This window comes from Pandoraea terrigena (genome assembly GCF_902459705.1).
GTDB lineage: Bacteria > Pseudomonadota > Gammaproteobacteria > Burkholderiales > Burkholderiaceae > Pandoraea > Pandoraea terrigena.
This window is the reverse complement of record NZ_CABPRU010000005.1, coordinates 129,368-152,102: the sequence shown is the minus strand read 5'-3', so window position 1 is coordinate 152,102 and position 22,735 is coordinate 129,368. Positions and strand designations below refer to the sequence as shown.

Below are 22,735 nucleotides of genomic sequence, written 5' to 3'. Positions count from 1 at the left end.
AGTTGCGACAGCCCGGCCTTTGCCGTGGATGAAGCTCGCTGTCCTGATGGTCATCGTCGTTCTCGCCGCAGCCACGGGCTATTGGTACTTCGTGCTGCGTTTCCAGCAAACAACAGATGATGCGTATGTGGGGGGCAACGTTACCGTGATGGCCCCTAAGGTGAGCGGGTTCATTGACCAGATTCGTGTTGACGACAACCAACACGTAAAAGCCGGCCAGGTGTTAGTGCGCCTTGACTCACGTGATTACGATGCGAAGCTTGCGCAAGCGAGCGCGGAAGTCCAGAGCGCTCGGTCGGCTGTTGACGAGCTGAAGGCGAAGCAGGTACTTCAGCAAGCCATTATCAAGCAGCACGTAGCCGAGATGGCGGCGTCAAAGGCCGAACTCACGCGTTCGCACTCGGACCAGCTTCGCTACCGCGAACTGGTGAAAGACGATGCTGTGTCGAACCAGATTGTGGAGCGTGCCAACGCCGACTTCTCGAAAGCGCAGGCAGCAGTTCAAAAGAGCAATGCTGCGGTCGTTGCCGCAACGGGCGAACTGGACGTCCTGGCGGCACAACTCAACGATGCAAGCGCTCGCGTCAATACAGCGCTCGCCGCCCAGCAAGTCGCACAGCTCAATGTCGAATACACCGTAATTCGGGCCCCCGTCGACGGTTATATCGGTAATCGCACTGCCCGAGTCGGAGCGCTTGCCAATGTTGGCGTTTCAATTTTGTCTGTCGTGCCGGCGGAAGGACTTTGGGTTGATGCCAACTTCAAGGAAGACCAACTCAGGAAAATGCAGGTCGGGGACACCGCGGATGTGCAACTCGATGCATCGAGCATCGTGATTCATGGGCGGGTGCAAAGCCTCGCCCCGGCAACTGGCGCGACGTTCAGCCTGCTTCCCGCGGAGAACGCAACCGGCAACTTCACGAAGATTGTCCAACGTGTGCCCGTGCGCATACATTTGGACACCCCGGCGGGTATGGCAGCAATGCTGCGTCCCGGTCTCTCGTCGGTCGTGACGGTTCACACGGCTGCCGGTGACAAGAAGCGCGGCAGTTGAGTCGTCCGGAGCCCATTATGACCACGCAAATCGGTGATCCTGCACTACAGCCGTTAAAGCAACGCGTTTTTGCTTTCGCTCTGATGTGTTTGGGATTCTTCATGGCGACGCTGGACATCCAGATTGTTGCCTCATCCCTGCGAGACATTGGCGGCGGTCTGTCGGCAAGCCAGGACCAATTGTCCTGGGTTCAGACGGCTTACCTCATCGCTGAAATCCTGGTGATTCCAATGTCTGGCTGGTTGTCGAAAGTATTTTCAACGCGGTGGCTTTTTGTTGCATCTGCGGTTGGGTTCACTGTCACGAGCATGCTGTGTGGCATTGCGTGGGACATCGACTCGATGATTATCTTCCGCGGCCTGCAAGGCGCGTTGGGCGCCGCGATGATTCCGACCGTCTTCACGACTGCCTTCGTCCTGTTTCCTGGTAAGCAACGCATCGTGGCATCGACCACCATTGGGGCATTGGCGTCGCTCGCTCCGGCGATTGGCCCAGTCATCGGCGGCTGGATTACGGACCAGTGGTCATGGCACTGGCTCTTCTATCTGAATCTCATCCCGGGCGTTCTCGTAGCGGTCATGGTTCCGAAGTACGTCAATATCGACAAACCCGACCTGAAACTGCTGAAGTCCGGTGACTACCTTGGCATTCTCCTGATGTCAGGTTTCCTCGGTTGCCTTCAGTATGTGCTTGAAGAGGGGCCGCGGAAAAACTGGTTCGGCGACAACCTGATTATCACGTGTACCTGGATATCAGCCATCTGCGGGTTCTTGTTTCTTGTCCACGCGCTCACCGCCAAGGACGCCATTGTCGACATCCGTGCGCTTCTTGTTCGCAACTTCGGTATCGGAAGCCTGCTGTCATTCATCATCGGCATCGGCATCTTTGTATCCGTTTTCCTTACGCCGCTATTCCTGGCGCAAGTTCGAGGCTTCAACTCCTTGCAAATCGGTATCGCACTGCTTTCGGTTGGCGGCTTCCAGCTTGTGGGCCTCGTCGCCTACTCATTGGCCACCCGGTATATCAGCCTTCGCATCTTGATGACGTTTGGACTTGTTCTCTTCGGGATCGGCTGTTACTTGTACGTGCCGTTGAACCACGATTGGGGCTGGCAGCAATTGCTCCTCCCGCAGGCGCTTCGTGGTATCGGTCAACAATTTTCGATCGCTCCGATTGTAACCATGGCTTTGGGGTCGCTGCCTGCGTCGCGTCTCAAATCGGCGAGTGGTCTGTTTAACCTTATGCGTAACCTCGGCGGTGCGATCGGAATCGCCGTCAGCGCAACGATGCTCAATGACCGCCTGAACTTCCACTATCTTCGTCTGAACGAGAGCGTGACCGCAGGTCAACCGGAAGTCGTGGGCGCCTTGAATCAACAAGTTCAACGCTGGACGATGACTGCGGGCGATACGGTTAATGCAGCGCAATCCGGCCTTGCGTCGTTGCACCACCTGATTCTTCGTGAAGCACTCACCTTGACGTTCTCGGACACCTTCTACGTGTTGTCCCTGTGTTTCGTCGTTGCCGTGGTGAGCGTTCTCTTCTCGAATCCGTTTTCGACTTCCGCGCCTCCGCCGGATGCACACTAATTGAGGTTGGACATGAATACTCTTTTAATGGCATCTGCGGCAAGCCTGGTGATGGCGGGATGTGCGGTGCAGCCGGCAACGCATCCGGAACTGAAGGACTCAGTTTCCGCGGTTGCTCCGGCTACGTGGTCGGTGAACGTGCCCTCTAGCGGCACCGATGCGAAGGTGTGGTGGCATCAGTTCAACGACGCAACGCTCGACAACTTGATAGACACGGTCCTGAGCGACAACCTGGACCTCAAGGCCGCGGCTGAACGGGTCAAGCAGGCTCAGTCGCTCACGATACAAAAGCACTCGGTGTTGCTGCCCGAACTCGACGCGACCGCACAGGTTGCCAATGAGCTATACAAAGGTGGCGCAACGGACTTCCTCGACGTGCTGTCCGCGCAGGAAGTATTTTTGCGTGATTCGGATGCGCTCAATCTTGCCAGTCGGGACAAGGCGTTAGCGGCGATTGCTCTCTACCGGTCGCTGGGCGGGGGTTGGAGCGAGAACGACACAGTCGCCGTCCACAAGATTCCTGGCCTTGCATCTCAGTAACATGCAAGCCGGCACTTCGCACCTTGGTTATCTCGGGGGAGAAGAAAGTGGAGGCCTGGGTTTATATCATTGGGGTGCTGACAGGCGATCGTTGACGGGTATGGTCAAACGCACTCGCCAAGTTCTCATAAGCTTTCCCTCGTCACGCCCCAAACGTAACCGGGTTTAGCAGCCCGACAGCGATATCCATGGGCACACGGCCGCGCAGTACTGCGGCCTTCGTGTGCAGCATCCAACGTACATCCACTACGGGTGGGCTTGGATTGGGACGCCTTCGGGTGTGCCGTGAAGCCATGTTCACTGCGGTCTGCTAACCCAGTCCAATGCCCGCCCACCCCTGCTATGTGCAGCGGGTGGCGGGATTCAAACGGTCAGCACGAGGAACCCCGCATGACTACGCCCCCCCTTCCAGACATTGCACGGTTATTTCTCCGGGGGCCCAGTGCTCGGGGATGTGTCTGCCCGCTGGAAGCACGAGCCGCATAGCCTCCAGGTGGTCCGACCGCATGAGGGTGGTCGATTTCGCATCCTGCAACGCATTACCGAGTGTTCGAACGTCGATCAATTCCCCCCGGTGTCGCCCGTGGCATTGCCATACCAGCCTCCCAGTGTCAGGTTGCGTCACTCAGCTCGCCCGGCACGCGAGCATGGTGCGGATCTCCCCGATCGCCTTGGCCGGATTCAGGCCTTTGGGGCAGACGTCCGTGCAATTCAGTATCGTCCGACACCGGAAGAGACGATACGGATCGTCAAGATTGTCCAGCCGCTCACCCGTACCCTCGTCGCGGGAATCGACCAGAAAGCGATAGGCCTGCAGGAGCCCGGCCGGACCGACATACTTATCGGGATTCCACCAGTACGAGGGACATGCGCTGGAACAGCACGCGCACAAGATGCACTCGTACAGACCGTCCAGCTGATCGCGTTCCTCGGGCGTCTGGTACCTTTCCCGCTCCGGCGGGGGCGTGTCGTTAATCAGGTAGGGCTTGATCGAGTGGTACTGCTTGAAGAACGCGGTCATGTCCACGATCAGGTCGCGAACGACCGGCAACCCGGGCAGCGGACGCAGGACCGTATGGCGGGGAAGGTCGTTGAGGTTGGTGATGCAGGCGAGACCGTTTTTGCGGTTGATGTTCATCGCATCCGAGCCGCACACGCCCTCGCGACATGAACGCCGGAAGCTCAGCGTCTCGTCTTGTGCCTTGAGCCGGCCAAGGACATCCAGCAACATCCTGTCACTCGAGCGCACCTCGATCTCGTACGTTTGCATGTACGGCCTGGCATCCCGGTCTGGATCGTAGCGGAATACTTCAAACGTTCTTGTTTCGCTCACGATGTTCCTCCTTTGTGGAACGACTCGCGTATCCGGCGTGCCCTCCCCCGATGCACCGAACACCTTGGGGTGGAGATTTCCGGCGTTAAGGTGTGCGCGTCGAAACTCGCACGGGGTCAGAGCGCCTAGCGAGCTATGCGGTCTGAAATCGTCGTAATCCCGTCGCCAGTGTTCGATCTTCTCTCACGCATCGTCCAATGACAAGAACCAGTGCACGTTCAAGTTTTTTCACGAGTCGTCGAGATGGGCAGTTTCACCGCCGTAGCGAACCACCTCGACACGACCGTTGGAAACATCTCTCGAGCGGTTTCGGTGCTTGAGGAGTCGCTGGACACGAGGCTCCTGCAGCGCTCGACGCACCGCCTCGTCATCACTGATGCGGGACGGCGATTCTACGACCCGTGCGTGGCCATCCTGACCGACGTGGAGCATGCGGAGGCCGAGGCCCGTGACGCTCTGCTTGAGCCACGTGGCACGTTGCGCGTTCACTCAGTTCCCGGACTCGGGCGCAATCTGGTAACACGCGCCGTTATCGCGTACCGAAAATCGTATCCTGATGTCTCAGTCGATCTCCTGCTGTCCCAGCGCATGCCAAATCTGCTCGAAGAACAACTCGACGTCGGTATCGTTATTACGCGAACGCTGCCCGACTCCGCGTACGTGAGCCAGAACATCGGCACCAGCCATTGCATCCTCGCAGCGTCACCCGTGTATCTGGCGGCCCAGCCCGCGCCGATGTGTCCGGAAGACCTCATCGGCCACCAATGCGTTCTGCTCGGGACAGTCGATTACGCGCCAGACGAATGGCGTCTTGAGAGCACTGCGGGCGATGCTACCCACTCCAGTGCTCCATGAGATTACTTAGTCATTCTGCACGACTTTTGACGACGTCACGTCGCGCGCGATCTCGGAGAGTCGCTTTTCGCCAATCAATTGAAGCAACGTATTTTCTGCTGAACTCAACGCTTCGTTGATGTGACGATTTACCGCCGCCTCCACCGGACAAGCGCGATTGTCGGTGGCTGGGCCGATAGCAAACGGCGCGGTATGTCCGATCGCCTGGTAGACATCTCTCACCGTAAGATCGTTAAGGTCACAGGCGAGCGCCCAGCCTCCGCCAGGACCACCGGTCGACTTTACATACCCCGATTCACGTAACGCAGCCATCGTTCGGCGAACAACGACGGGGTTCGTGTGCAGCATCAGCGCAATCGTCTTTGAAGTGGTCGCGCCTCCGCGCAGCTGCATGTGGATGAGGATGTGCAGAAGTCGAGCCAGTCGGGTATCGCGTTGCATAATCGGAAACTTGGTAATGCGCAACCTTTGATGTTACGCTATCTGGGAATTCTTGTGTGCAACCAGCCCTGGCAGAGCCATCATGAACGCATACCGTCAAACCTTTATTGAAGCAAACGGCATTCGCCTGCATGTCGCTGAACAGGGCGACGGCCCACTGGTGCTGCTTTGTCACGGTTTTCCCGAGACCTCGCATGCCTGGCGCCATCAACTGGCGGCGCTTGCGCACGCCGGCTTCCACGCAATAGCACCGGATCTGCGTGGCTACGGATCAAGCGAATGTCCAGCGGCAATCGGACAGTACACAACATTAGACGTTGTCGGTGACCTGGTTGCGCTCGTCGACATTCTTGGAGAGCACGACGCAGTTGTTGTGGGAAACGATTGGGGCGCGACCATTGCCTGGCAGGCGGCGTTGCTTCGGCCTGACCGTTTTCGCGCTGTCGCTGCGCTCGGGGTGCCCATGATGGGCCGCGCGCCGATGGCACCGAGCCGGCTTTTTGCGCAGACCGACCAGGCGAGGTTCTATACGCATTACTTCTCCGACCCTGGGGTGGCCGAAATCGAACTTGAGCGTGACGTTGCCACAACGTTGCGCAAGATCTATTTTTCCGCATCGGGCGACGTCGGAGCCCGCGACGCGAATACGCCCAATCCATTCGGACTTGTGCCGCGCAGTGGTGGACTCCTTGATTCTCTGATTGATCCTCCTTTGTTGCCCGCATGGCTAGCGCCCACCGACCTCGACGCGTTTGTGCAAGCATTCAGCATTTCTGGCTTTCGCGGCGGATTGAATTACTACCGCAACCTCGATCGCAATTGGGATGTGCAAGCGGCTTTGGAGGGCCTGCTCGTCGAGGTTCCCGCCCTGTACCTTGTGGGCGAGCGAGACACAGGTCTGGCAATGCCGGGCATGCGCGAAATTATCGGCGCCATGCCCCGAATTGTGCCAAAACTGTCGGCTTCTCGAGTCGTTCCGCGAGCAGGGCATTGGCTGCAACAGGAGGCGCCGGATTTCGTCAACTCCGCATTGATTGAGTTTCTCCGCAATCTTTAACGTAGTGACCTCCCCCGGACTCGAACCGGAACACGTGCGAGTGTCCAAATACCGTGACCTCCCCCCGTTTAACCGAGCAGCACGGAGCGTCGCGAACCACCGATTTTTCGATACGGGGACACCTTCGGTTCAGCGTTAGTGCACCTGTCTCCCCGACTGACTCAGTACGGACATAGCGGACGCCCTCGACCAAGCGGCGTGTTAACACTACATTCTTGGCGCTGACTTGAGCGCCAAGGGACCGATTCTCACGTGTCCAGGAGGCGGAGCAACTTCAAACGGCTACGGACTCCGGCTCCATATCGCTCATCCCATCGGATTTGCGCCTCGCCGACTGGAAACCACTAGGTCAGCACATAAGAATGCAAATCGGGGCAATCATTGATTTTCCGTATCCAATCGGATACAATGAAAATGTACATCATCAACCAGAGTGAACAGTTCCGGTCTTGGCTCAGCAAGCTCAGAGATACAGCAGCCAGGGCAAAGATTCTTATGCGCGTCAAGCGCGCCGAGCGCGGCAACTTTGGTGATTCGAAATCGCTCGGGGCTGGACTTTGGGAAATGCGAATCGACTTTGGTCCGGGTTACCGCGTGTATTACGGACAAGCTGGTGAGATCACTTACCTGCTTTTGTGCGGAGGGAATAAGTCGACGCAGCAAGGCGATATCACGCGAGCCAGGGCACTGTGGGAATCCATCACGAAGGAGCGATCGAAATGAGTAAAACCGACATCACACGCTTTGATGCCTCCGAGTATTTGGACAGCGACGAAATGATCGCCGAGTACCTCAACGCCGCGCTCGAAGAGAATGACCCTGCGATCTTTCTGTCCGCGATTGCGGACGTTGCCAAAGCGAAAGGCATGACGCAAGTCGCAACCGCCGCAGGGCTTGGCAGAGAGAGTCTTTACAAGGCGCTAGCTCCAAACGCACAGCCTCGTTTCTCCACGATACTGCGCGTCATGCATGCCTTGGGCATCAAGCTGTCGACAACCCCGGATCGAGCTATTCACGCTTGACGCAAGCGCCGAAAATCTCTCGCGACATCTTGCCGACTCCCGTTCGCCACAACGAAAGATCGGCAAACTTCCGACCGTCGATTTCTTTGCTACCTATCAAGGGCAGACGCGATTTTTCCCATCTTGCCCCGCGCTTGGTCGAACTCAACTTCAGTTCATACTCTTTGAGCACGTCGCCTACCAGCGGCTCGTTCGACACGGTGCCAGCCGATCCGAACACGTCGGCCGCGCGCTCCTGCAACTGCCGCTTCCATTCCGTGATCTGGTTCGGATGCACCTCGAACTGCTGCGCCAATATTTGCCGAAGGGCATTGATCTGTCCGTGTACTCACAAGCCAAACTCAATGCCGTGGCCCGACGTTTGAACGAGCGCCCTAGGAAGACACTAGACTACGAGACACCGGCACAACGATTTCTTCACTCTGTTGCATTGACCGGTTGAATCCGCAGTCGTCATCGGCCGTTGGCGAGCGACAGCAAACGGCCAGAACTGGACGTTCGGAATCGGATCATCGCAGACCGCACCCCATACTTAACCGGCCATTCGATATTGCCTCACCGGTCCGCCGAAACAGCACTGGCGCGTGCCGGCGTGCTAGTGATTGCCTGTCAGTTCCACCACGAAGTCAAGAAAAGCACGGGTCTTTGCCGGCACGTGGTGCCGGGATGCGTAGTAGACGTATAACGGATACCGTTCGTCTACCCATTCGGGAAAGAGAGTGATCAACCGGCCGTCGGCAATCAGGGGCTCGGCACCGAACAGCAACATCTGCGCAATCCCGGAACCGGCGAGACATGCGTTGAGCAAGGCACCCGGATCGTTGACCGTGAGTCGTCCCTGAGTGTCGACCACAATGCGTTTTCGCTTGCGATGAAATTCCCACTGGAACGGCTTGCCTGTCTCCGGGTTGCGAAATTCAAGGCATCTGTGGCTTCGAGCTTGCAGGTCCTCGGGTTTTGCCGGCCGTCCCCAGCGAGCAACGTACGAGGGCGCTGCGACCGTCACGATGCGGGTGTCGAGCAGCTTTCTCGCGATCAGGGTAGACGCTTTGGGTTCGCCGAATCGCACGGCGAGGTCGAAACCGTCCATGACGAGGTCGCCAAGACTGTCGCGAGCGATGAACTCAATTTCGAGTTCGGGGTGTGCGTCCATGAACGCATCGAGTTGTTGCCCGAGAATGGTCCGGTAGACGACAGGATCCAGATTGATTCTCAGCTTTCCACGCACAGCGGACGCGCCGCCTGCCGCAGCGGCCGCCGCTTCCTCAAGTCCGGCGAGATGGGGCATGACCTGCTCGTAAAAGCGGCGGCCCTCTTCAGTCAGGGAGACGGAGCGCGTTGTCCGGCTGAAGAGCCGGATGTTCAACTTTTTTTCCAGCCGCGCAATTGCCCGACTGACGCCCGGCGGCGTCATTCCTATCACCTCCGACGCGGCCACAAACGTTCCCGCATCCACTACGGCGGCGAACACGCTAATGCTGCCGGAAAGCTTCTCGCTACTGGATCTCATGGTTGCTCGCGTTAATACGGTGGCGGAGCGCGATCGATCGCGTGAAAGCGAACGCTGCGCCGCGAAGCAGTGGACGTGTCCGTTGATCATGCCAAATAGATGACGCTTTGTCACTTATCTGATGACATCCATGTCATTTTGTTTCGTCCAGTGCCTGGCCAGAATACGTCTCATCGAAGCATCCGCTGGACGCTTCAACGGGAAACCGCTCGCGGCGCGCGTTTTTCGCCCATCACTGAAGCACTGTAATGCCGCGATTCATTCATTCGGGAAGAAACGGAAAATGGCAGTTCAAACAGATCGTCGTCGTCTTCTGAAGGGTGCGTCGAGCCTGCTGGCTCTTGCGACACTTGGTGGCGTCGCAAGCCGCGACGCGCGGGCAGTATCGCCACGCGCGAGTGGCGACGCCGCGCTGGCCGATCACCCGTCCTACAGTTCAATCAATCAATGCCTGCAGAGGGCAGTGGACGACGGCACGGTTGCCGGTGTTGTCGCTATGGGCGCAACCGAGCGCGGACTGGTTTACGAGGGAGCATGTGGCCGGGCGAACGCCCGCACTGGCGAGGCCATCAGTTCCGACACAGTCTTCTGGCTCCTGTCGATGACAAAGGCGATTACCGCAACCGCGTGCATGCAACGCATCGAGCAGGGCAGGCTGCGGCTGGATCAACCTGCGGGCGAAATCCTGCCGCAATTGAAATCGCCTCAAATCCTCGACGGATTCGACGTCTCGGGGCACCCCAAGCTGCGCCCTGCGCGCAATGCGATCACGGTGCGCCATCTCCTCACGCATACCTCCGGATTTACATACAGCATCTGGAGTGACAAGCTCAGCCGGTACGAGACGGTGACGGGCATGCCGGACATCGGCTATTCGATGAACGGTGCATTCGCGGCGCCACTCGAGTTTGAGCCGGGCGAGCGCTGGGAGTGCGGCATCAGCATGGACTGGGTCGGCAAACTGGTCGAGGCCGTCACCGATCAGTCGCTGGAAGTCTACTTCCGTGAGCACATCTTCGATCCGCTGAGCATGCACAACACGGGATTTCTCATCGGTAGCAAGCAGAAGCAGCGCGTCGCCACCATGCACAGGCGCCAGGCGGACGGCTCACTCGCGCCTGAGCCGTTCGAAACCAACCAGCGCCCCGAATTCTTCATGGGCGGGGGCGGACTCTTCAGCACGCCGCGCGACTACATGGCGTTCCTGCAGATGCTGTTGACCGGCGGCACGTATCGCGGCGAACGCGTGCTACGCGCCGAAACCGTCGCGACAATGTTCCGAAATCACATTGGCGATCTGCAGGTCGCGGAAATGAGGACGGCGCAGCCGTCGTGGTCGAACAGCTTCGATCAGTTTCCGGGCACCGCGCACAAGTGGGGGCTGTCGTTTGACATCAATACAGAGCAAGGACCCCACGGACGAAGCGCAGGCAGTGTGAGCTGGGCTGGGTTGTTGAACACCTACTTCTGGGTGGATCCGGTCAAGCGGGTCGCCGGATCGCTCTTTACGCAGATGCTGCCCTTCTACGATGCGCGCGTGGTGAACCTCTACGGACAGTTCGAGAAGGCGTTTTACGACGGTTTGCGTCGCGCCTGAGCGATTGACCATCGGCACATTCACCCTGCGTCAACCGATATATCCACACATGGAGAACGCGCAATGTATGCAATCACAGGAATCACCGGCAAGGTGGGCGGCGCAGTGGCCCGCGAACTGCTGGCTGCTGGTCAGCCGGTGCGCGCAGTCGTGCGCGATACGACGCGGGCAGAGGCATGGGCAGAGCGAGGTTGCGAGATCGCGACGGCTTTCATGGAAGACCCTTCGTCGCTCGCTGCCGCGTTCGAAGGCGCGACGGGCGTTTTCATCCTCCCGCCTTCGGAGTTCGATCCGGAGCCCGGGTTTCCTGAAGCACGCACAGTGATAGAGGCTGTGTCCGCAGCACTTCTGAAGGCGCGGCCCGACAAAGTCGTTTGCCTCTCGACGATCGGCGCACAGGCCGACGAGGTCAACCTGCTCACTCAACGCACGCTGATGGAGCAGGCGCTGCGCGAGATGCCGATGTCCGTGACGTTCCTGCGGCCTGGCTGGTTCATGGAGAACGCCGCGTGGGATGTTGAGTCTGCAAGCGCCGATGGCGTCATTGACAGTTACCTGCAGCCGCTCGACAAGCCGGTGCCGATGGTCGCCACCGCGGACGTGGGCCGCGTTGCTGCCGAACTGCTTCAGCAGACGTGGCGCGGTGTGCGCGTCGTCGAGCTTGAGGGGCCACGCCGGACGAGTCCTAACGATCTCGCAGCGGCTTTCGCCCGTGTGCTGAATCGTCCGGTACGTGCGGAAGTCATCGAGAGGCAGACGTGGGAAGCGCTGTTTCGCACGCAGGGCATGAAACATCCTATGCCCCGCATGCGCATGCTGGACGGCTTCAACGAAGGCTGGATCGATTTCGAAAGCAGTTCTGACGAAGTCTTGCGCGGCCACGTCGAACTGGAGACCCTTCTGGGCGAGCTTATGTCGCGTCGCGCCTGACGAGAGCCGATATCGCGATGCGTGGACTCAGGGTCTTACTTTACCGATACATCAGGATTTCGTTCAAACCAGGAATACACGATGGAATACAGCACGCTTGGCAGAACTGGTCTACGGGTTTCACGGCTGAGCCTGGGCGCAATGACTTTCGGAGCTGGCTCGGGCATCTGGGGCAGTATTGCCGGCTTGAACAACGATCAGGCCGCCCGGCTCGTCGCAATGGCCGTGGAACGAGGCGTCAACCTGATCGACACGGCGGACGCCTACTCGCAGGGTCGCTCAGAAGAGGTCGTGGGCCATGTCGTGAAAGCGTTGGGGCTGGACGAAGATCGTATTCTCGTCGCGACCAAGGTTCGGCTACGCACCGGCCGTGGCGAGAACGAAGTTGGATTGGGACGTTCACACATTATGCGCTCGGTCGAGACAAGCCTGAAGAGACTCGGTCGCGATCACATCGACCTTTTCCAGTTGCATGACCGTGACGCGCTCGTTCCGCTCGACGAGACGCTTCGTGTGCTCGACGATCTCGTCACCCAAGGCAAGGTCCGCCATATTGGTGTGTGCAATTTCAGTGCAGGCGATATCGAGCGGGCCGTCGGCATAACGTCCCATAGCGATCGAGCTCATGTCGTCAGCAATCAGGTGCACTATTCGCTGACGAGCCGCGATATCGAGCACGAACTCATGCCGGTTGCAGCGACAAATAGAATCGGCCTTTTGGTCTGGAGTCCGCTCGCAGGTGGCTACCTGAGCGGCAAGTACTCGCAGAATGGCGAAGCCGCAGGGCGGCGTGCGAAGCTCGACTTTCCGCCGATTGATACCGTCAGGGCAGAGCCGATCCTTGCAGTATTGCGTGAAGTCGCCGACGAACTAGGGGCTACGCCGGCTCAAGTCGCATTCGCCTGGTTGCTTGCGCGCGAGCAGATCACTTCTGTCATCATCGGAGCCCGCACGTGTGAGCAACTCGCAGCTAATCTCGATGCACAGAATTTCGCATTAACCTCCGAACAGTGCGCGCGGCTCGATAAAGTATCTGAACCATTAGCGCCGTTCCCCTACTGGATGCAACGCTTCCATGACCGGGATCGCGTCTTGGGGTGAGTGGCGGGGCGTCCAGAGTCTTGCCTGCGCGAGGCGGTTGAATGGGGAAAGTCTGCGGCCATGTGCAGCAGCTCATCCTCGAATAGCCGCCGTTAAAGCTTCGGGAGATCTGGGCGATTCGGACGAGACTTCAGATGGCGTCGAACGTTCGTGAGCTCGCGATGTTCAATCTCGCGATTGATAGCAAGCTGCGGGCGTGCGACCGCACGCGGTTGTGGGTCCGGGATGTCCGTCGCGGAAGCCAAGTGGCGTCGAGGGCAACAATCATGCAGCAGAAGACACAGCGGCCAGTGCAATTTGAGATCACGGAACAGACCCGGGAGAGCCTTGAAGCGTGGATCGAAGCCCGGGGACCGAAGGCGGCGGATTTTCTGTTCCCGAGCCGGATTCATACGTCCCCGCACCTGTCGACGCGGCAATATGCTCGCCTGGAACACCGCTGGGTCGCATCGATTGGCCTCGACGACGTCGCATACGGTACCCACAAGAGTCGCCGCACGAAAGCTTCGCTGATCTACCGGTGGACGAAGAACCTTCGAGCGGTGCAGTTGCTGCTCGGACACACAAAGTTGGAAAGCACGGTTCGCTACCTGGGAATCGAGGTCGACGATGCCCTCGAGATGGCGGAGCAGACCGAGGTTTGATCGCATGGCGGCCAGCGAGCGGTCGCTTGCCGGCCATCGGCAGTCATCCGAGTGATTCAAGCGAAGGTTCCAGAAATGGCCGCTTAGGCTCTCGCAGCGGCCAATCGTCCTGGCGACTGCATCGGGTCAAACGGGCCGGGTATTCGGCGCTGGAGAAAACGATCTTCGAAGCCGGACGGCCGCTCGGTGCCTCGCTACGCCAGCATCAATCTCAGTTGGCACTTGACCGCGATCTATTCGCTACGCGAGCCGATTTCGACCGTAACGCCGAAGTTCCGACTTCCCCTGCAAGCATCGCAATGGTGACTTTCTCGAATTCTTTCAGCAGAACGCTTTCGGCTTCCAGAAGTGTCGCCGCAAGGTGGGCATTCACAGCTTGTTCGACGAGACATTCCGGATGATCCGCTGAAACAAGATGCGAGAAAAGCGAAGGCTCGCCGACCGCGCGGTAGACGTCCAGTAGCGTGATGTTTTCGAGGGACTCGGCCAGCACCCAACCACCTCCGTGTCCTTTCTCCGAGGTGACGTATCCAATATCGCGTAGGCCGCTGAACAAACGCCTCACGACGACCGCGTTCGTACACAGCATTTCACCGAGTGCTTCGGAGGTGAGCGGGCCATCCGCATGCTTCATATGAATCAACGCGTGCAAGACGCGTGACATGCGGCTATCGGTCTTCATCGTGGGCGCCCCATATCAAGAAACTTTTCAAGTTGCATAAAAGTTTAACATACCGTTATCATGCAACAATCGATGTTACGTGATAGTTTTGGGAGAGAACATATGGGCCAGCACTACGATGTCATTGTGATCGGCGGAAGCTTCGCCGGACTTTCAGCCGCAATGCAGTTGGCGCGGGCGAGACGGCATGTGCTCGTTCTCGACAGTAGAACGCCACGCAATCGATTCGCATCACACGTTCATGGTTTTCTCGGACAGGATGGCAAGACGCCCGGCGAAATCATCGATGAGGCGACGGCGCAACTCTTGGCGTATCCGTCCGCGCACGTCGCGGCAGGCGAAGCACACAGCGCGGCGCGCGTCGATGATCGCTTCATTGTTACGCAAAGCAGTGGGAGTGCCTCAAGCGCAGATCGATTGATCCTCGCGACGGGTGTTCGAGACGAACTGCCCGCTCTCCCCGGCCTGGATAAGCGCTGGGGTATAAGCGCGCTACATTGTCCGTATTGTCACGGTTACGAAGTCGCAGGCAAACGGCTCGGCGTCCTGGCAACGCACTCACTGTCGATTCATCAGGCGATGTTGGTTCCTGACTGGGGACCGACGACGTGGTTTACCCAAGGCATCATTGAGCCATCGCCCGAAGACACTGAGCGGCTCAAAGCTCGCAATGTGCAGATCGAACGGGTGCCAGTCGTGGACGTGCTTGGCGACGCACCCAACATGACGGGTTTGCGTCTCGCCGATGGCCGCATTATCGAAATCGATGCACTGTTCGTGGGGCCGCGCGCCGAGATGGCAAGTCCGCTGGCGAACCAACTCGGATGCGAGTTCGACGAAGGTCCGATGGGCGCCGTCATCCGCGTCGACGACTGGAAGCAGACTAGCGTTCCTGGCGTGTTCGCCGCTGGTGATGCCGCCAGCGTATGGTCCAACGCGACGTTCGCCGCGGCGGCCGGTGTCGCAGCGGGCGTTGCAGCGCATCGCTCGCTCATTTTTGGTTTGTAAGCGATGGTGGAAGTGGTCGTGCCCCGACGGTGGGCCTAAACGTGTCGAGTGCACCAAACGGCAACCGTGCGGCTCGCATTCGTTCGGCGTAGTCACGGGGCGGCCCGATCGATCACTGCGGCGCCGCTGGTTCTTCTTACGACCAGGCAAAGGCCATTGAGGCGAGAAGCCGAACGGCTGCTTCACGTCGGAAATAGCCATATAACCACGTATGTGTCGAGCGACTCAGAAGGGTCGAAGGCAGCCATCCAAAAACGGCTGCAAACGGCCAACTTCGGCCGACCGTCGATTCCGCAGACTGGCGATTTGACAGACTGCTTTGTAGCTCAGACCTGACACCGGACACCGGACACCGGACACCGATCATACTTTCACCCAAGAGGAGCAAACGAAAAGTCGCGAATAATTCAACGACATTTAAGTCGCTACATCCCGACGGCGCGCCGGCGCACGCCCAACAATCGGTCATTCGTCGCCACTGGATTGTTGGGCGCTAATCGCTCATCGCGGCTGTAACGATCCGGGCTTCAAAGTCCCAACTCGCTCAGTCCCGGATGATCGTCTGGCCGACGGCCCAAGGGCCAGTGATACTTGCGCTCCGACTCCTTGATCGGCATGTCGTTGATGCACGCATAGCGACGTTGCATGAGACCATCCTCACCGAACTCCCAGTTCTCGTTGCCATAGGAGCGGAACCAGTTGCCCGAGTCGTCGTGCCATTCGTAGGCGTAGCGCACGGCAATGCGATTGCCGCCGAACGCCCACAGTTCCTTGATCAGACGATACTCGTGTTCCTTCTTCCATTTGCGCTCGAGGAACGCCTGCGCTTCCGCACGATTGTTCGCGAACTCTGCGCGATTGCGCCATTTCGTGTCGAGCGAATAGGCGAGCGCGACCTTGGCGGCGTCGCGCGAATTCCAACCGTCTTCCGCGAGACGGACTTTCTCGATGGCCGTCTCCAGCGTGAACGGGGGAAGCGGCGGGCGAATTGCTGCGGGTGAAGTCATTTCGGATCTCCTTGTGGGGTACAGCGCGTTGCTGGTGCTCTACGTGGAGCGAGGCCTCGTCATCGTGCAACCCGAGAGGGCAAGGCCGCCCGAAGCAAGCGCGGCTCCGGTGCTCAGTAAGAATTTTCGTCTTTGCATCATGGGTTCAGAACGGCTTGGTCGGCAGATACTTGCCGTTGAGCGTGATGACGGCACGCTCGCCGCCTTCCGGGTCCGGCACCTTCTGGATATCGAGTTTGAAGTTGATCGCGCTGATGATGCCGTCGCCGAATTTCTCGTGAACCAGCGCCTTCAACGTAGAGCCGTACACCTGCACCATTTCGTAGAAGCGGTAGACGGTGGGATCGGTCGGCACACCACCCGGAATGCTGCCGCGCACGGGAATGGTTTGCAGCAGGCGAACGGCGGCGGCGTCGAGCCCGAGGCGTTCGGCGACGAGCTTCGCCGCATTCTCCGGCAGCGCATGCTGACCGAGTAGCGCGGCTGTCGTGTATGCGAGGCTCAAGCCCGTGCCTTCGTTGATGGCTTCGAAGGTGAGGTTCTTGCGCACCTTCGCGTCGACGATCGCTTCCGTCAATGCTTCGCGTGCGTTCGGTGTGACTTGCGATTGTGTCATGATGTTGCTCCTTGGGTAAAAATCAACCTGGTGAGATCGACAGTCGGTGTGACAAGCCGGGAATCAGAGCGCAGCCACGCACTCTGCGGGCGTCGCGGTGACATCGGGATGCGCAGCGAGCGGCACGAACTGGCGGGTCGCGGCGTCGAGCGCGTCGATCGAGCCGGATTCGATGTCGTAGACCCATCCGTGCAAATTTAGGCGGCCTTGCGCGAGTCCCAGTGCAACTGAGGGGTGGGTCTTGAGGTTGTCGAGCTGGGCGATGACGTTCTCGCGCACCATCGAGTCGACGCGCTCGCGCTCGCCCGCATGTTCACGCGCCTGGTTGACGAGCCTCGCCGAGTCGGCGTAGCGCAGCCAGTTCGCGACAGCGGGCATATGGTCGAGGCACTTGCACGTCGCGACGGCCGTCATCGCGCCGCAGTCCGAGTGGCCGCATATCACCACATCCGTCACGCCGAGCGCGGCCACCGCATATTCGACCGTTGCCGACACACCGCCGGGCTCAGGGCCGAACGAAGGCACGATGTTGCCGGCGTTGCGGATCACGAACAGATCGCCCGGTTCGCGCTGCGTAACCAGTTCGGGGACCATGCGACTATCGGAACAGGAAATAAACAGTGTGCGCGGCGTCTGACTGGTGGCCAGCTTGCGGAACAAATCCTTGCGCGCGGGCATGATGTCCCGCTGAAACTTCAGAAAACCGTCGATGATCTCTTGCATGGTCAGCTCCATTCAATCTGGCGTTCGTTGCCGTGTCGGTCAGTGCGGTGCGTTGGACAGAGAATGGATCTTTTCCATCATAGCGTCCAAGACGGGTTTATGATGATAACCATAGAAAACACCAATAGTTATCGAGGACGAGGAGATTCGCCATGCTGTTGCGTCATATCCGTTACTTCCTGGCCGTCGCGGAACACCGCAATTTCACACGCGCCGCCGAGGCGCTGCACGTTTCACAGCCCACGCTGTCACAGCAGATACGGCAACTGGAAGACACGCTGCGCACGCAGCTCCTAGACCGTTCGGGGCGGAACGTGCAACTCACGGATGCCGGCGCGGCGTGGATGCGTTATGCGAAGCTCGCGCTACAGGATCTGGATGCGGGCGTGCGGGCGATACATGACGTCGGCGAACTGAGCCGCGGCAGTTTGCGCCTTGCCTTGACGCCGACCTTCACGGCTTATCTCGTGGGGCCCGTGATCGATCGTTTTTATGGCCTGCATCCCGGCATCGCGATCGACATTCAGGAAATCACGCAGGATCAAATCGAAGCGCAGCTCGCCGATGACAGGCTCGACGCGGGCATCGCGTTCGAGCCCGTCCACACTGCGGAAATCGAAAGCGAGCCGTTGTTTCGCGAGACGCTGAGCCTCGTCGTCGGCGGAGGCCATGCGCGCGCGACGCGCCGCAAGCCACTGTCCGCGCAGGACTTCGCCAACGAACGGCTGGTGCTGCTGAACAAAGCGTTCGCGACGCGGCGTTACATCGACGAATATTGCGCGCAGAACCGGATCCGCCCGCAGGTTGCCATCGAGGTAAGTTCGATCAGTGCGATCGTCGAGATCGTGCGGCGTGGGCAGCTCGCAACCGTACTGCCCGATGGCATCGCGCGCGCGCATACCGAGCTGCACCCCGTGTTGCTCGACCCACCGCTGCAGGCGCGCACGGCTGTGCTGCTGCAACGCAAGGGCGCGTATCGGACGGCGGCGAGCAAGGCCTTCGTCCAGGTGTTGACGGAATTGGCGAAGAAGTTCCGACGCTGATCGAGATCGCGTACGTGACGCGCAAAGCGAAGAGATCAACACGCAACGCGCACTCCGTTAACTTCGACACCTGCGATGCCGACACCACCGGCGTGGGTTGTTGCGAAGTGACGTGCCGCCGCCACACGAAGTGCTCGAGCAGCAGCGGCACGTCTTCGCGGCGCTCGCGCAACGGCGGCAGCCCGATCTGTGCAACGTACAGCCGATACAGCAGATCCGCGCGAAAACCGCCTTCGGCGGCCAGCGCCGCGAGATCGGCCTTCGATGCCGCGATCACGCGACAATCGGCGGTAATCGACTCGTTCGCGCCGAGCCGTTCCAGCGTGCGTTCCAAGTCATGCTGAGGCGTCACAACGGTAACGTCGCCGAGGCGAGCGATGCGCTCGGCATGTCGAAAAAACGCTGTATCACAAGCTGCGTCAGCTGAAGAGCATGACCGTACGGTGAGACGGTGAGGAGTGGGCGCGACTTCGGCCAGGAACTGAATAAGATTGACGCGGCGTTGAAGACGGCCAGGGTCGACGCTAAGCAACTCGAGCACCCGGGCCTAGATGCGGCAATCGCGGGAGGGAAGCTTGCAACGGCGCATTCCGAGAAGTCTGAAGTCTCGTCAGAAAGCGCGCGTTTCAACCATCACCATCACTATCATTTCAGCCTATAGAAAACATAGGATATCTGCCTTATCCCCTATAGCCGAATTGATGCATTCTTGCTCCATAGTCACTGTTTCTTTGGAGAGAATCATGAAATCCCGCTTCCTTGCCGCACTCGTTATCGCTACATCTGTCACCAGCCCCGTTTTCGCAGGCACTGACACGTCCGGATTGACTCGCGCAACTGCGCGCTGCGGGCTACGACCAGTCTCGTGGAGAAGACGCCAACTACCTCGCCGAGATACAGGCGGCCGAAGCACGCCTGGCAGCGCAACGCGGAGATGCGAGCTATGGCGGTGTCGCCACGGCAGGCGCGTCGTCAGCGGGTGTTCCCAAGACCGCCCGTCACCTCGACAACGACGGCATGCAGCCAATCTATTTCGGCCAATAATGGTCCAACGGCACTGCGGATACTAGACACCACGCGATTTGAAGCGTCGCGCAGGTCCTGGCGCGTCCGCGTGCTTCATTCTCTCCACATTTCAGTCGTAACGATTCGCTCGCTAGTTTGCCTGGCGAACGAATCGAATCCGGGCAATCGCGTCTCCCATCGGACCGCAGCGAGAATCGCATCCACGTGCGCGTGTTAAGCAGCCGTAGATTGCGCCCAGAGTTCTTGAATCGTCCAGACGCAGCCCTCCTACAAAGCCGCGCCACCGACATTGCCGCGTTGTTGCCGCATCACTGGCAGCAGTCCAGCTATGACTGGTGTGCGCTAACCGATGAGGTGGAGCGAAAGTTCGCGCTACTGTTCCAGTGTGTTGATGTCCACGCAAAAATGACCCCGTCAGGCAGCTTTGGACCTGCGCCTTGTTGAGGCGCCGTCCTCGATTCTCGCCAGTACGCGCTTGCCCGAATCAATCACCGTGGAATCATGTGTCATCTGGTAGCGCACAATCATGCCTTCTACGCAGATCATCGCATCTGCGGCGACGGTAGCAGGTGACTGCAGCCCGAGGCGACCAGCGAGTTCAGAGATGTACTGCTCCAACGAGTGCTTATGGGATACGGCCTGCTGAAGGTGCCCAGGGTCTCCCGTCGATCCTGCTTCGGCGACCACATTGATAAACGCGCAACCACGGAAGTCTTCCTGCGCGAACCATTCGCCCAAGGCTTCTGCGATGACGGACAACTGGGCACGCTGAGCAAAACGAGCCTCCACCTCTTCGACAAACCAGCGCATCCAGAACTCATGACGACGGTCCAGAAACGCCGCAATAAGTTCGTTCTTGGAGGCGAAATGGCGGTAAAGCGACATTTTTGCGACGCCTGACTCGGCAATGATCTTGTCGATGCCTGTGGCACGGAACCCGTCCTGATAGAACAGGCGCGCCGCAGTTTCCAATATCCGGTCGCGTGCGGACGGTTGTGACATTTCGGCCCCTTTTTACCAAATCGAACCTCCATTATCGCAGACAGACCTGTCTCTGCAAAGGTACAAGGACGCGCGGAAATTTCTTGACAGACAGACCTGTCTATACGAATATTGATACAGACCTGTCTGAATCAATCAAGGTCGGTACGTCAAGGAGACTGTCATGTGCCCCTCAGATTTCGAAGTCACTGCCCTTCATCAAGCTCTGCAGGCGGATAAGTCGAATCCGGCCACATGGCGCTGGTACAGCGATCTGGTCAACAGCCAACGACTCGCGCTTCGCCTCAACGAAGACCAGTGGGTCGTCGCGATTGACGGCAGCGACTTTGCTTGCGCCGAGGGCCTGTACGCGGCCGTGCGTTGGGCGCACATCATGACGCACTCCGGCGGTTACATCACGTTCGCGGCGTAAGCGAGCGAAGTCCGCCATGCACACGCGCTAATCGCCAGACTAAGCGATCAAGAACACGCAGCACTGCTCTTATCCACTCTTCGGCCCGGTATCGGGTCTTCATCCACCAACCACTGAGGTAATACCATGTCGACTAATACTGAAATCCGTCCGCCGCTCCCTCCTTTCACACGCGAATCCGCCGTCGAGAAAGTGCGCCTGGCCGAGGATGGCTGGAACACCCGCGACGCTGCCAAAGTGTCCCTCGCATATAGCCTGGATACTCGCTGGCGCAACCGTGCTGAATTCGCAAACGGCCGCAATGAAGCCCGAGGGTTCCTTGAGCGCAAATGGTCGAAGGAGCACGAGTATCGTCTCATCAAGGAGCTGTGGGCGTTCACTGGTAACAGGATCGCCGTGCGTTACGCCTACGAATGGCGTGACGACTCTGGTAACTGGTTCCGGTCCTATGGCAACGAGAACTGGGAGTTCCGCGAGGACGGTCTGATGGTGAATCGCTACGCTTGCATCAACGATTTGCCAATCAAGGAAGAAGAGCGGAAATTCCATTGGCCGCTCGGCCGTCGTCCGGATGATCATCCCGGCTTGTCGGATCTCGGCCTCTAATAGCTAGGTTGATCGTAGCGCTTCGATTGGAAGCACGCGGGGAAACAAAGGCCAAGGTGAGGCAGTCTCTGCGACGACGGGCTCCCGACGCTTGGTATGAAGAAGCAACCCCACCCAGCTTGGGAGTTCCAGGGCGCCACGCTGTCCTTTCTCACCTAGTCCGCCCTCAAGCGAAGGCTGCCCACTCCTATGTGGGCAGCAAGCCTTGCAGCCCTTGCTTCTGGAATCCACTTGGTGTCCTCGTGTGGCTAACGCACGGACTGAACGGCATCCTGTTTGCAATGGCATCGGAGAACCTTGGTGGGAAGGTTGTGCTGCTCGACCCACCGCTGCAGGCACGCACGGCTGTGCTGCTGCAACGCAAGGACGCGTTACGCGCAAAGCGAAGAGATCAACACGCAACGCGCGCTCCGTTAACTCCGACACCTGCGATGCCGACACCACCGGCGTGGGTTGTTGCGAAGCGACGTGCCGCCGCCACACGAAGTGCTCGAGCAGCAGCGGCACGTCTTCGCGGCGCTCGCTCAACGGCGGCAGCCCGATCTGTGCAACGTACAGCCGATACAGCAGATCCGCGCGAAAACCGCCTTCGGCGGCCAGCGCCACGAGATCGGCCTTCGATGCCGCGATCATGCGGCAATCGACGGGAATCGACTCGTTCGCGCCGAGCTGTTCCAGCGTGCGTTCCCAAGACATGCTGCGGCGCCACAACGGTAACGTCGCCGAGGCGAGCCATGCGCTCGGCATCTCGAAAAAGACGCTGTATCACAAGCTGCGTCAGAATCCGCTGTCTGGGCATTCACATCGTGCCCGGCTTTTTCAGTCGCTACTCGGAGTCAACACGAACTCATTTAGATAAACTTAGCAGCAGCCGCAAACAAATCATCGTGATTTATGGGGCTCAATCCTGATAACGTTTATATCGGTCCAGCAACTT

23 protein-coding genes and 8 pseudogenes are annotated in these 22,735 nt (G+C 59.0%); 18 read left to right on the top strand and 13 right to left on the bottom strand.

Going from position 1 to position 22,735, the window contains the following annotated elements; genetic code table 11:
• The first annotated feature begins 19 nt into the window (after positions 1-19).
• From PTE31013_RS12915 to PTE31013_RS25365, 3 genes and pseudogenes are all read left to right on the top strand, one after another.
• Complete coding sequence (locus tag PTE31013_RS12915) at positions 20-1,054, top strand: HlyD family secretion protein (RefSeq protein ID WP_246174433.1); 1,035 nt, start codon at positions 20-22, stop codon at positions 1,052-1,054.
• A 17-nt stretch (positions 1,055-1,071) separates the two neighbouring features.
• Positions 1,072-2,643 carry a DHA2 family efflux MFS transporter permease subunit gene (locus PTE31013_RS12910; RefSeq protein WP_150613192.1) on the top strand — a complete coding sequence of 524 codons (1,572 nt, stop codon included), beginning with the start codon at positions 1,072-1,074 and terminating at the stop codon, positions 2,641-2,643.
• Positions 2,644-2,976: 333 nt separating this feature from the next.
• A pseudogene (locus PTE31013_RS25365) lies at positions 2,977-3,183 on the top strand (efflux transporter outer membrane subunit); the annotation flags it as partial.
• Positions 3,184-3,586: 403 nt separating this feature from the next.
• Here the strand turns inward: PTE31013_RS25365 and PTE31013_RS25360 are convergent.
• The 3 genes and pseudogenes from PTE31013_RS25360 to PTE31013_RS25355 all read right to left on the bottom strand — a co-directional run.
• Positions 3,587-3,779: pseudogene (locus PTE31013_RS25360) on the bottom strand (cupin domain-containing protein); the annotation flags it as partial.
• Positions 3,780-3,808: 29 nt separating this feature from the next.
• On the bottom strand, positions 3,809-4,516 hold the full coding sequence (locus PTE31013_RS12895; protein ID WP_150613190.1) for a succinate dehydrogenase/fumarate reductase iron-sulfur subunit: 708 nt from the start codon (positions 4,514-4,516) through the stop codon (positions 3,809-3,811).
• Between the two features lie 117 nt (positions 4,517-4,633).
• Positions 4,634-4,693 (bottom strand): annotated as a pseudogene (locus PTE31013_RS25355) (integrase core domain-containing protein); the annotation flags it as partial.
• A 33-nt stretch (positions 4,694-4,726) separates the two neighbouring features.
• On the opposite strand from PTE31013_RS25355, the gene PTE31013_RS12885 reads away from it, so the two are divergent.
• Positions 4,727-5,371 (top strand): LysR family transcriptional regulator, encoded by a 645-nt coding sequence (locus PTE31013_RS12885; protein ID WP_425495563.1) that lies wholly within the window; start codon positions 4,727-4,729, stop codon positions 5,369-5,371.
• A 6-nt stretch (positions 5,372-5,377) separates the two neighbouring features.
• On the opposite strand, the gene PTE31013_RS12880 is transcribed toward PTE31013_RS12885, so the two are convergent.
• Positions 5,378-5,812 (bottom strand): Rrf2 family transcriptional regulator, encoded by a 435-nt coding sequence (locus tag PTE31013_RS12880; protein ID WP_150613189.1) that lies wholly within the window; start codon positions 5,810-5,812, stop codon positions 5,378-5,380.
• Positions 5,813-5,894: 82 nt separating this feature from the next.
• On the opposite strand from PTE31013_RS12880, the gene PTE31013_RS12875 reads away from it, so the two are divergent.
• From PTE31013_RS12875 to PTE31013_RS12865, 3 genes are all read left to right on the top strand, one after another.
• Complete coding sequence (locus tag PTE31013_RS12875) at positions 5,895-6,869, top strand: alpha/beta fold hydrolase (protein WP_150613188.1); 975 nt, start codon at positions 5,895-5,897, stop codon at positions 6,867-6,869.
• Between the two features lie 414 nt (positions 6,870-7,283).
• Positions 7,284-7,592, top strand: a complete 309-nt coding sequence (locus PTE31013_RS12870; protein ID WP_150613187.1) for a type II toxin-antitoxin system RelE/ParE family toxin — start codon at positions 7,284-7,286, stop codon at positions 7,590-7,592.
• Entirely contained in the window at positions 7,589-7,891 is a 303-nt protein-coding gene (locus tag PTE31013_RS12865; protein ID WP_150613186.1) for an addiction module antidote protein, read from the top strand. The genes PTE31013_RS12870 and PTE31013_RS12865 overlap by 4 nt, the downstream gene beginning before the upstream one ends.
• Here PTE31013_RS12865 and PTE31013_RS12860 read toward each other — a convergent pair.
• A complete protein-coding gene (locus PTE31013_RS12860; RefSeq protein WP_150613185.1) occupies positions 7,878-8,186 on the bottom strand; it encodes a hypothetical protein in 309 nt (102 codons plus the stop codon). The genes PTE31013_RS12865 and PTE31013_RS12860 overlap by 14 nt on opposite strands.
• Here PTE31013_RS12860 and PTE31013_RS12855 point away from each other — a divergent pair.
• Positions 8,175-8,333, top strand: a pseudogene (locus PTE31013_RS12855) (IS30 family transposase); the annotation flags it as partial. The gene PTE31013_RS12860 and the pseudogene PTE31013_RS12855 overlap by 12 nt on opposite strands.
• Positions 8,334-8,486: 153 nt before the next feature.
• On the opposite strand, the gene PTE31013_RS12850 reads toward PTE31013_RS12855, so the two are convergent.
• Positions 8,487-9,401: a LysR family transcriptional regulator gene (locus PTE31013_RS12850; protein WP_150613184.1), complete on the bottom strand. Its 915-nt coding sequence runs from the start codon at positions 9,399-9,401 to the stop codon at positions 8,487-8,489.
• A gap of 283 nt (positions 9,402-9,684) precedes the next feature.
• On the opposite strand from PTE31013_RS12850, the gene PTE31013_RS12845 reads away from it, so the two are divergent.
• From PTE31013_RS12845 to PTE31013_RS12830, 4 genes are all read left to right on the top strand, one after another.
• Complete coding sequence (locus PTE31013_RS12845; RefSeq protein WP_150613372.1) at positions 9,685-10,998, top strand: serine hydrolase domain-containing protein; 1,314 nt, start codon at positions 9,685-9,687, stop codon at positions 10,996-10,998.
• A gap of 63 nt (positions 10,999-11,061) precedes the next feature.
• Positions 11,062-11,928, top strand: a complete 867-nt coding sequence (locus tag PTE31013_RS12840) for an NmrA family NAD(P)-binding protein (RefSeq protein WP_150613183.1) — start codon at positions 11,062-11,064, stop codon at positions 11,926-11,928.
• Between the two features lie 81 nt (positions 11,929-12,009).
• Positions 12,010-13,029, top strand: a complete 1,020-nt coding sequence (locus tag PTE31013_RS12835) for an aldo/keto reductase (protein WP_150613182.1) — start codon at positions 12,010-12,012, stop codon at positions 13,027-13,029.
• Between the two features lie 107 nt (positions 13,030-13,136).
• Positions 13,137-13,673, top strand: coding sequence for a tyrosine-type recombinase/integrase (locus PTE31013_RS12830; RefSeq protein WP_246174504.1), 537 nt, complete (start codon positions 13,137-13,139; stop codon positions 13,671-13,673).
• A 211-nt stretch (positions 13,674-13,884) separates the two neighbouring features.
• Here PTE31013_RS12830 and PTE31013_RS12825 read toward each other — a convergent pair whose 3' ends face one another.
• Positions 13,885-14,355: an Rrf2 family transcriptional regulator gene (locus PTE31013_RS12825; protein ID WP_150613181.1), complete on the bottom strand. Its 471-nt coding sequence runs from the start codon at positions 14,353-14,355 to the stop codon at positions 13,885-13,887.
• Positions 14,356-14,457: 102 nt separating this feature from the next.
• Here PTE31013_RS12825 and PTE31013_RS12820 point away from each other — a divergent pair, with 102 nt between their 5' ends.
• Entirely contained in the window at positions 14,458-15,363 is a 906-nt protein-coding gene (locus PTE31013_RS12820; protein WP_150613371.1) for an NAD(P)/FAD-dependent oxidoreductase, read from the top strand.
• Between the two features lie 527 nt (positions 15,364-15,890).
• Here the strand turns inward: PTE31013_RS12820 and PTE31013_RS12815 are convergent.
• The 3 genes from PTE31013_RS12815 to PTE31013_RS12805 all read right to left on the bottom strand — a co-directional run bounded on the left by PTE31013_RS12815 (position 15,891) and on the right by PTE31013_RS12805 (position 17,709).
• Positions 15,891-16,370 carry a nuclear transport factor 2 family protein gene (locus tag PTE31013_RS12815; protein ID WP_010808884.1) on the bottom strand — a complete coding sequence of 160 codons (480 nt, stop codon included), beginning with the start codon at positions 16,368-16,370 and terminating at the stop codon, positions 15,891-15,893.
• 145 nt (positions 16,371-16,515) lie between these two features.
• Positions 16,516-16,986, bottom strand: coding sequence for a cyanase (gene cynS, locus PTE31013_RS12810; protein ID WP_150613180.1), 471 nt, complete (start codon positions 16,984-16,986; stop codon positions 16,516-16,518).
• Positions 16,987-17,049: 63 nt separating this feature from the next.
• On the bottom strand, positions 17,050-17,709 hold the full coding sequence (locus tag PTE31013_RS12805; RefSeq protein ID WP_150613179.1) for a carbonic anhydrase: 660 nt from the start codon (positions 17,707-17,709) through the stop codon (positions 17,050-17,052).
• A gap of 152 nt (positions 17,710-17,861) precedes the next feature.
• Here PTE31013_RS12805 and cynR point away from each other — a divergent pair, with 152 nt between their 5' ends.
• Positions 17,862-18,752 carry a transcriptional regulator CynR gene (gene cynR, locus PTE31013_RS12800; RefSeq protein WP_150613178.1) on the top strand — a complete coding sequence of 297 codons (891 nt, stop codon included), beginning with the start codon at positions 17,862-17,864 and terminating at the stop codon, positions 18,750-18,752.
• A gap of 58 nt (positions 18,753-18,810) precedes the next feature.
• On the opposite strand, the pseudogene PTE31013_RS12795 reads toward cynR, so the two are convergent.
• A pseudogene (locus PTE31013_RS12795) lies at positions 18,811-19,083 on the bottom strand (sigma 54-interacting transcriptional regulator); the annotation flags it as partial.
• Between the two features lie 6 nt (positions 19,084-19,089).
• Between PTE31013_RS12795 and PTE31013_RS25305 the strand changes: the two are divergent.
• Positions 19,090-19,199, top strand: a pseudogene (locus PTE31013_RS25305) (helix-turn-helix domain-containing protein); the annotation flags it as partial.
• Positions 19,200-20,192: 993 nt separating this feature from the next.
• On the opposite strand, the gene PTE31013_RS12785 reads toward PTE31013_RS25305, so the two are convergent.
• Entirely contained in the window at positions 20,193-20,780 is a 588-nt protein-coding gene (locus tag PTE31013_RS12785; protein WP_150613177.1) for a TetR/AcrR family transcriptional regulator, read from the bottom strand.
• Positions 20,781-20,943: 163 nt separating this feature from the next.
• On the opposite strand from PTE31013_RS12785, the gene PTE31013_RS12780 reads away from it, so the two are divergent.
• Positions 20,944-21,192: a hypothetical protein gene (locus PTE31013_RS12780; RefSeq protein ID WP_150613176.1), complete on the top strand. Its 249-nt coding sequence runs from the start codon at positions 20,944-20,946 to the stop codon at positions 21,190-21,192.
• 126 nt (positions 21,193-21,318) lie between these two features.
• The gene (locus PTE31013_RS12775; protein ID WP_018437280.1) at positions 21,319-21,798 is read left to right on the top strand and encodes a nuclear transport factor 2 family protein; all 480 of its coding nucleotides are present in this window, start codon (positions 21,319-21,321) and stop codon (positions 21,796-21,798) included.
• A 402-nt stretch (positions 21,799-22,200) separates the two neighbouring features.
• Here the strand turns inward: PTE31013_RS12775 and PTE31013_RS25120 are convergent.
• Positions 22,201-22,485, bottom strand: a pseudogene (locus PTE31013_RS25120) (sigma 54-interacting transcriptional regulator); the annotation flags it as partial.
• A gap of 1 nt (position 22,486) precedes the next feature.
• Here PTE31013_RS25120 and PTE31013_RS12765 point away from each other — a divergent pair.
• Positions 22,487-22,657: pseudogene (locus PTE31013_RS12765) on the top strand (helix-turn-helix domain-containing protein); the annotation flags it as partial.
• Between the last annotated feature and the right edge of the window lie 78 nt (positions 22,658-22,735).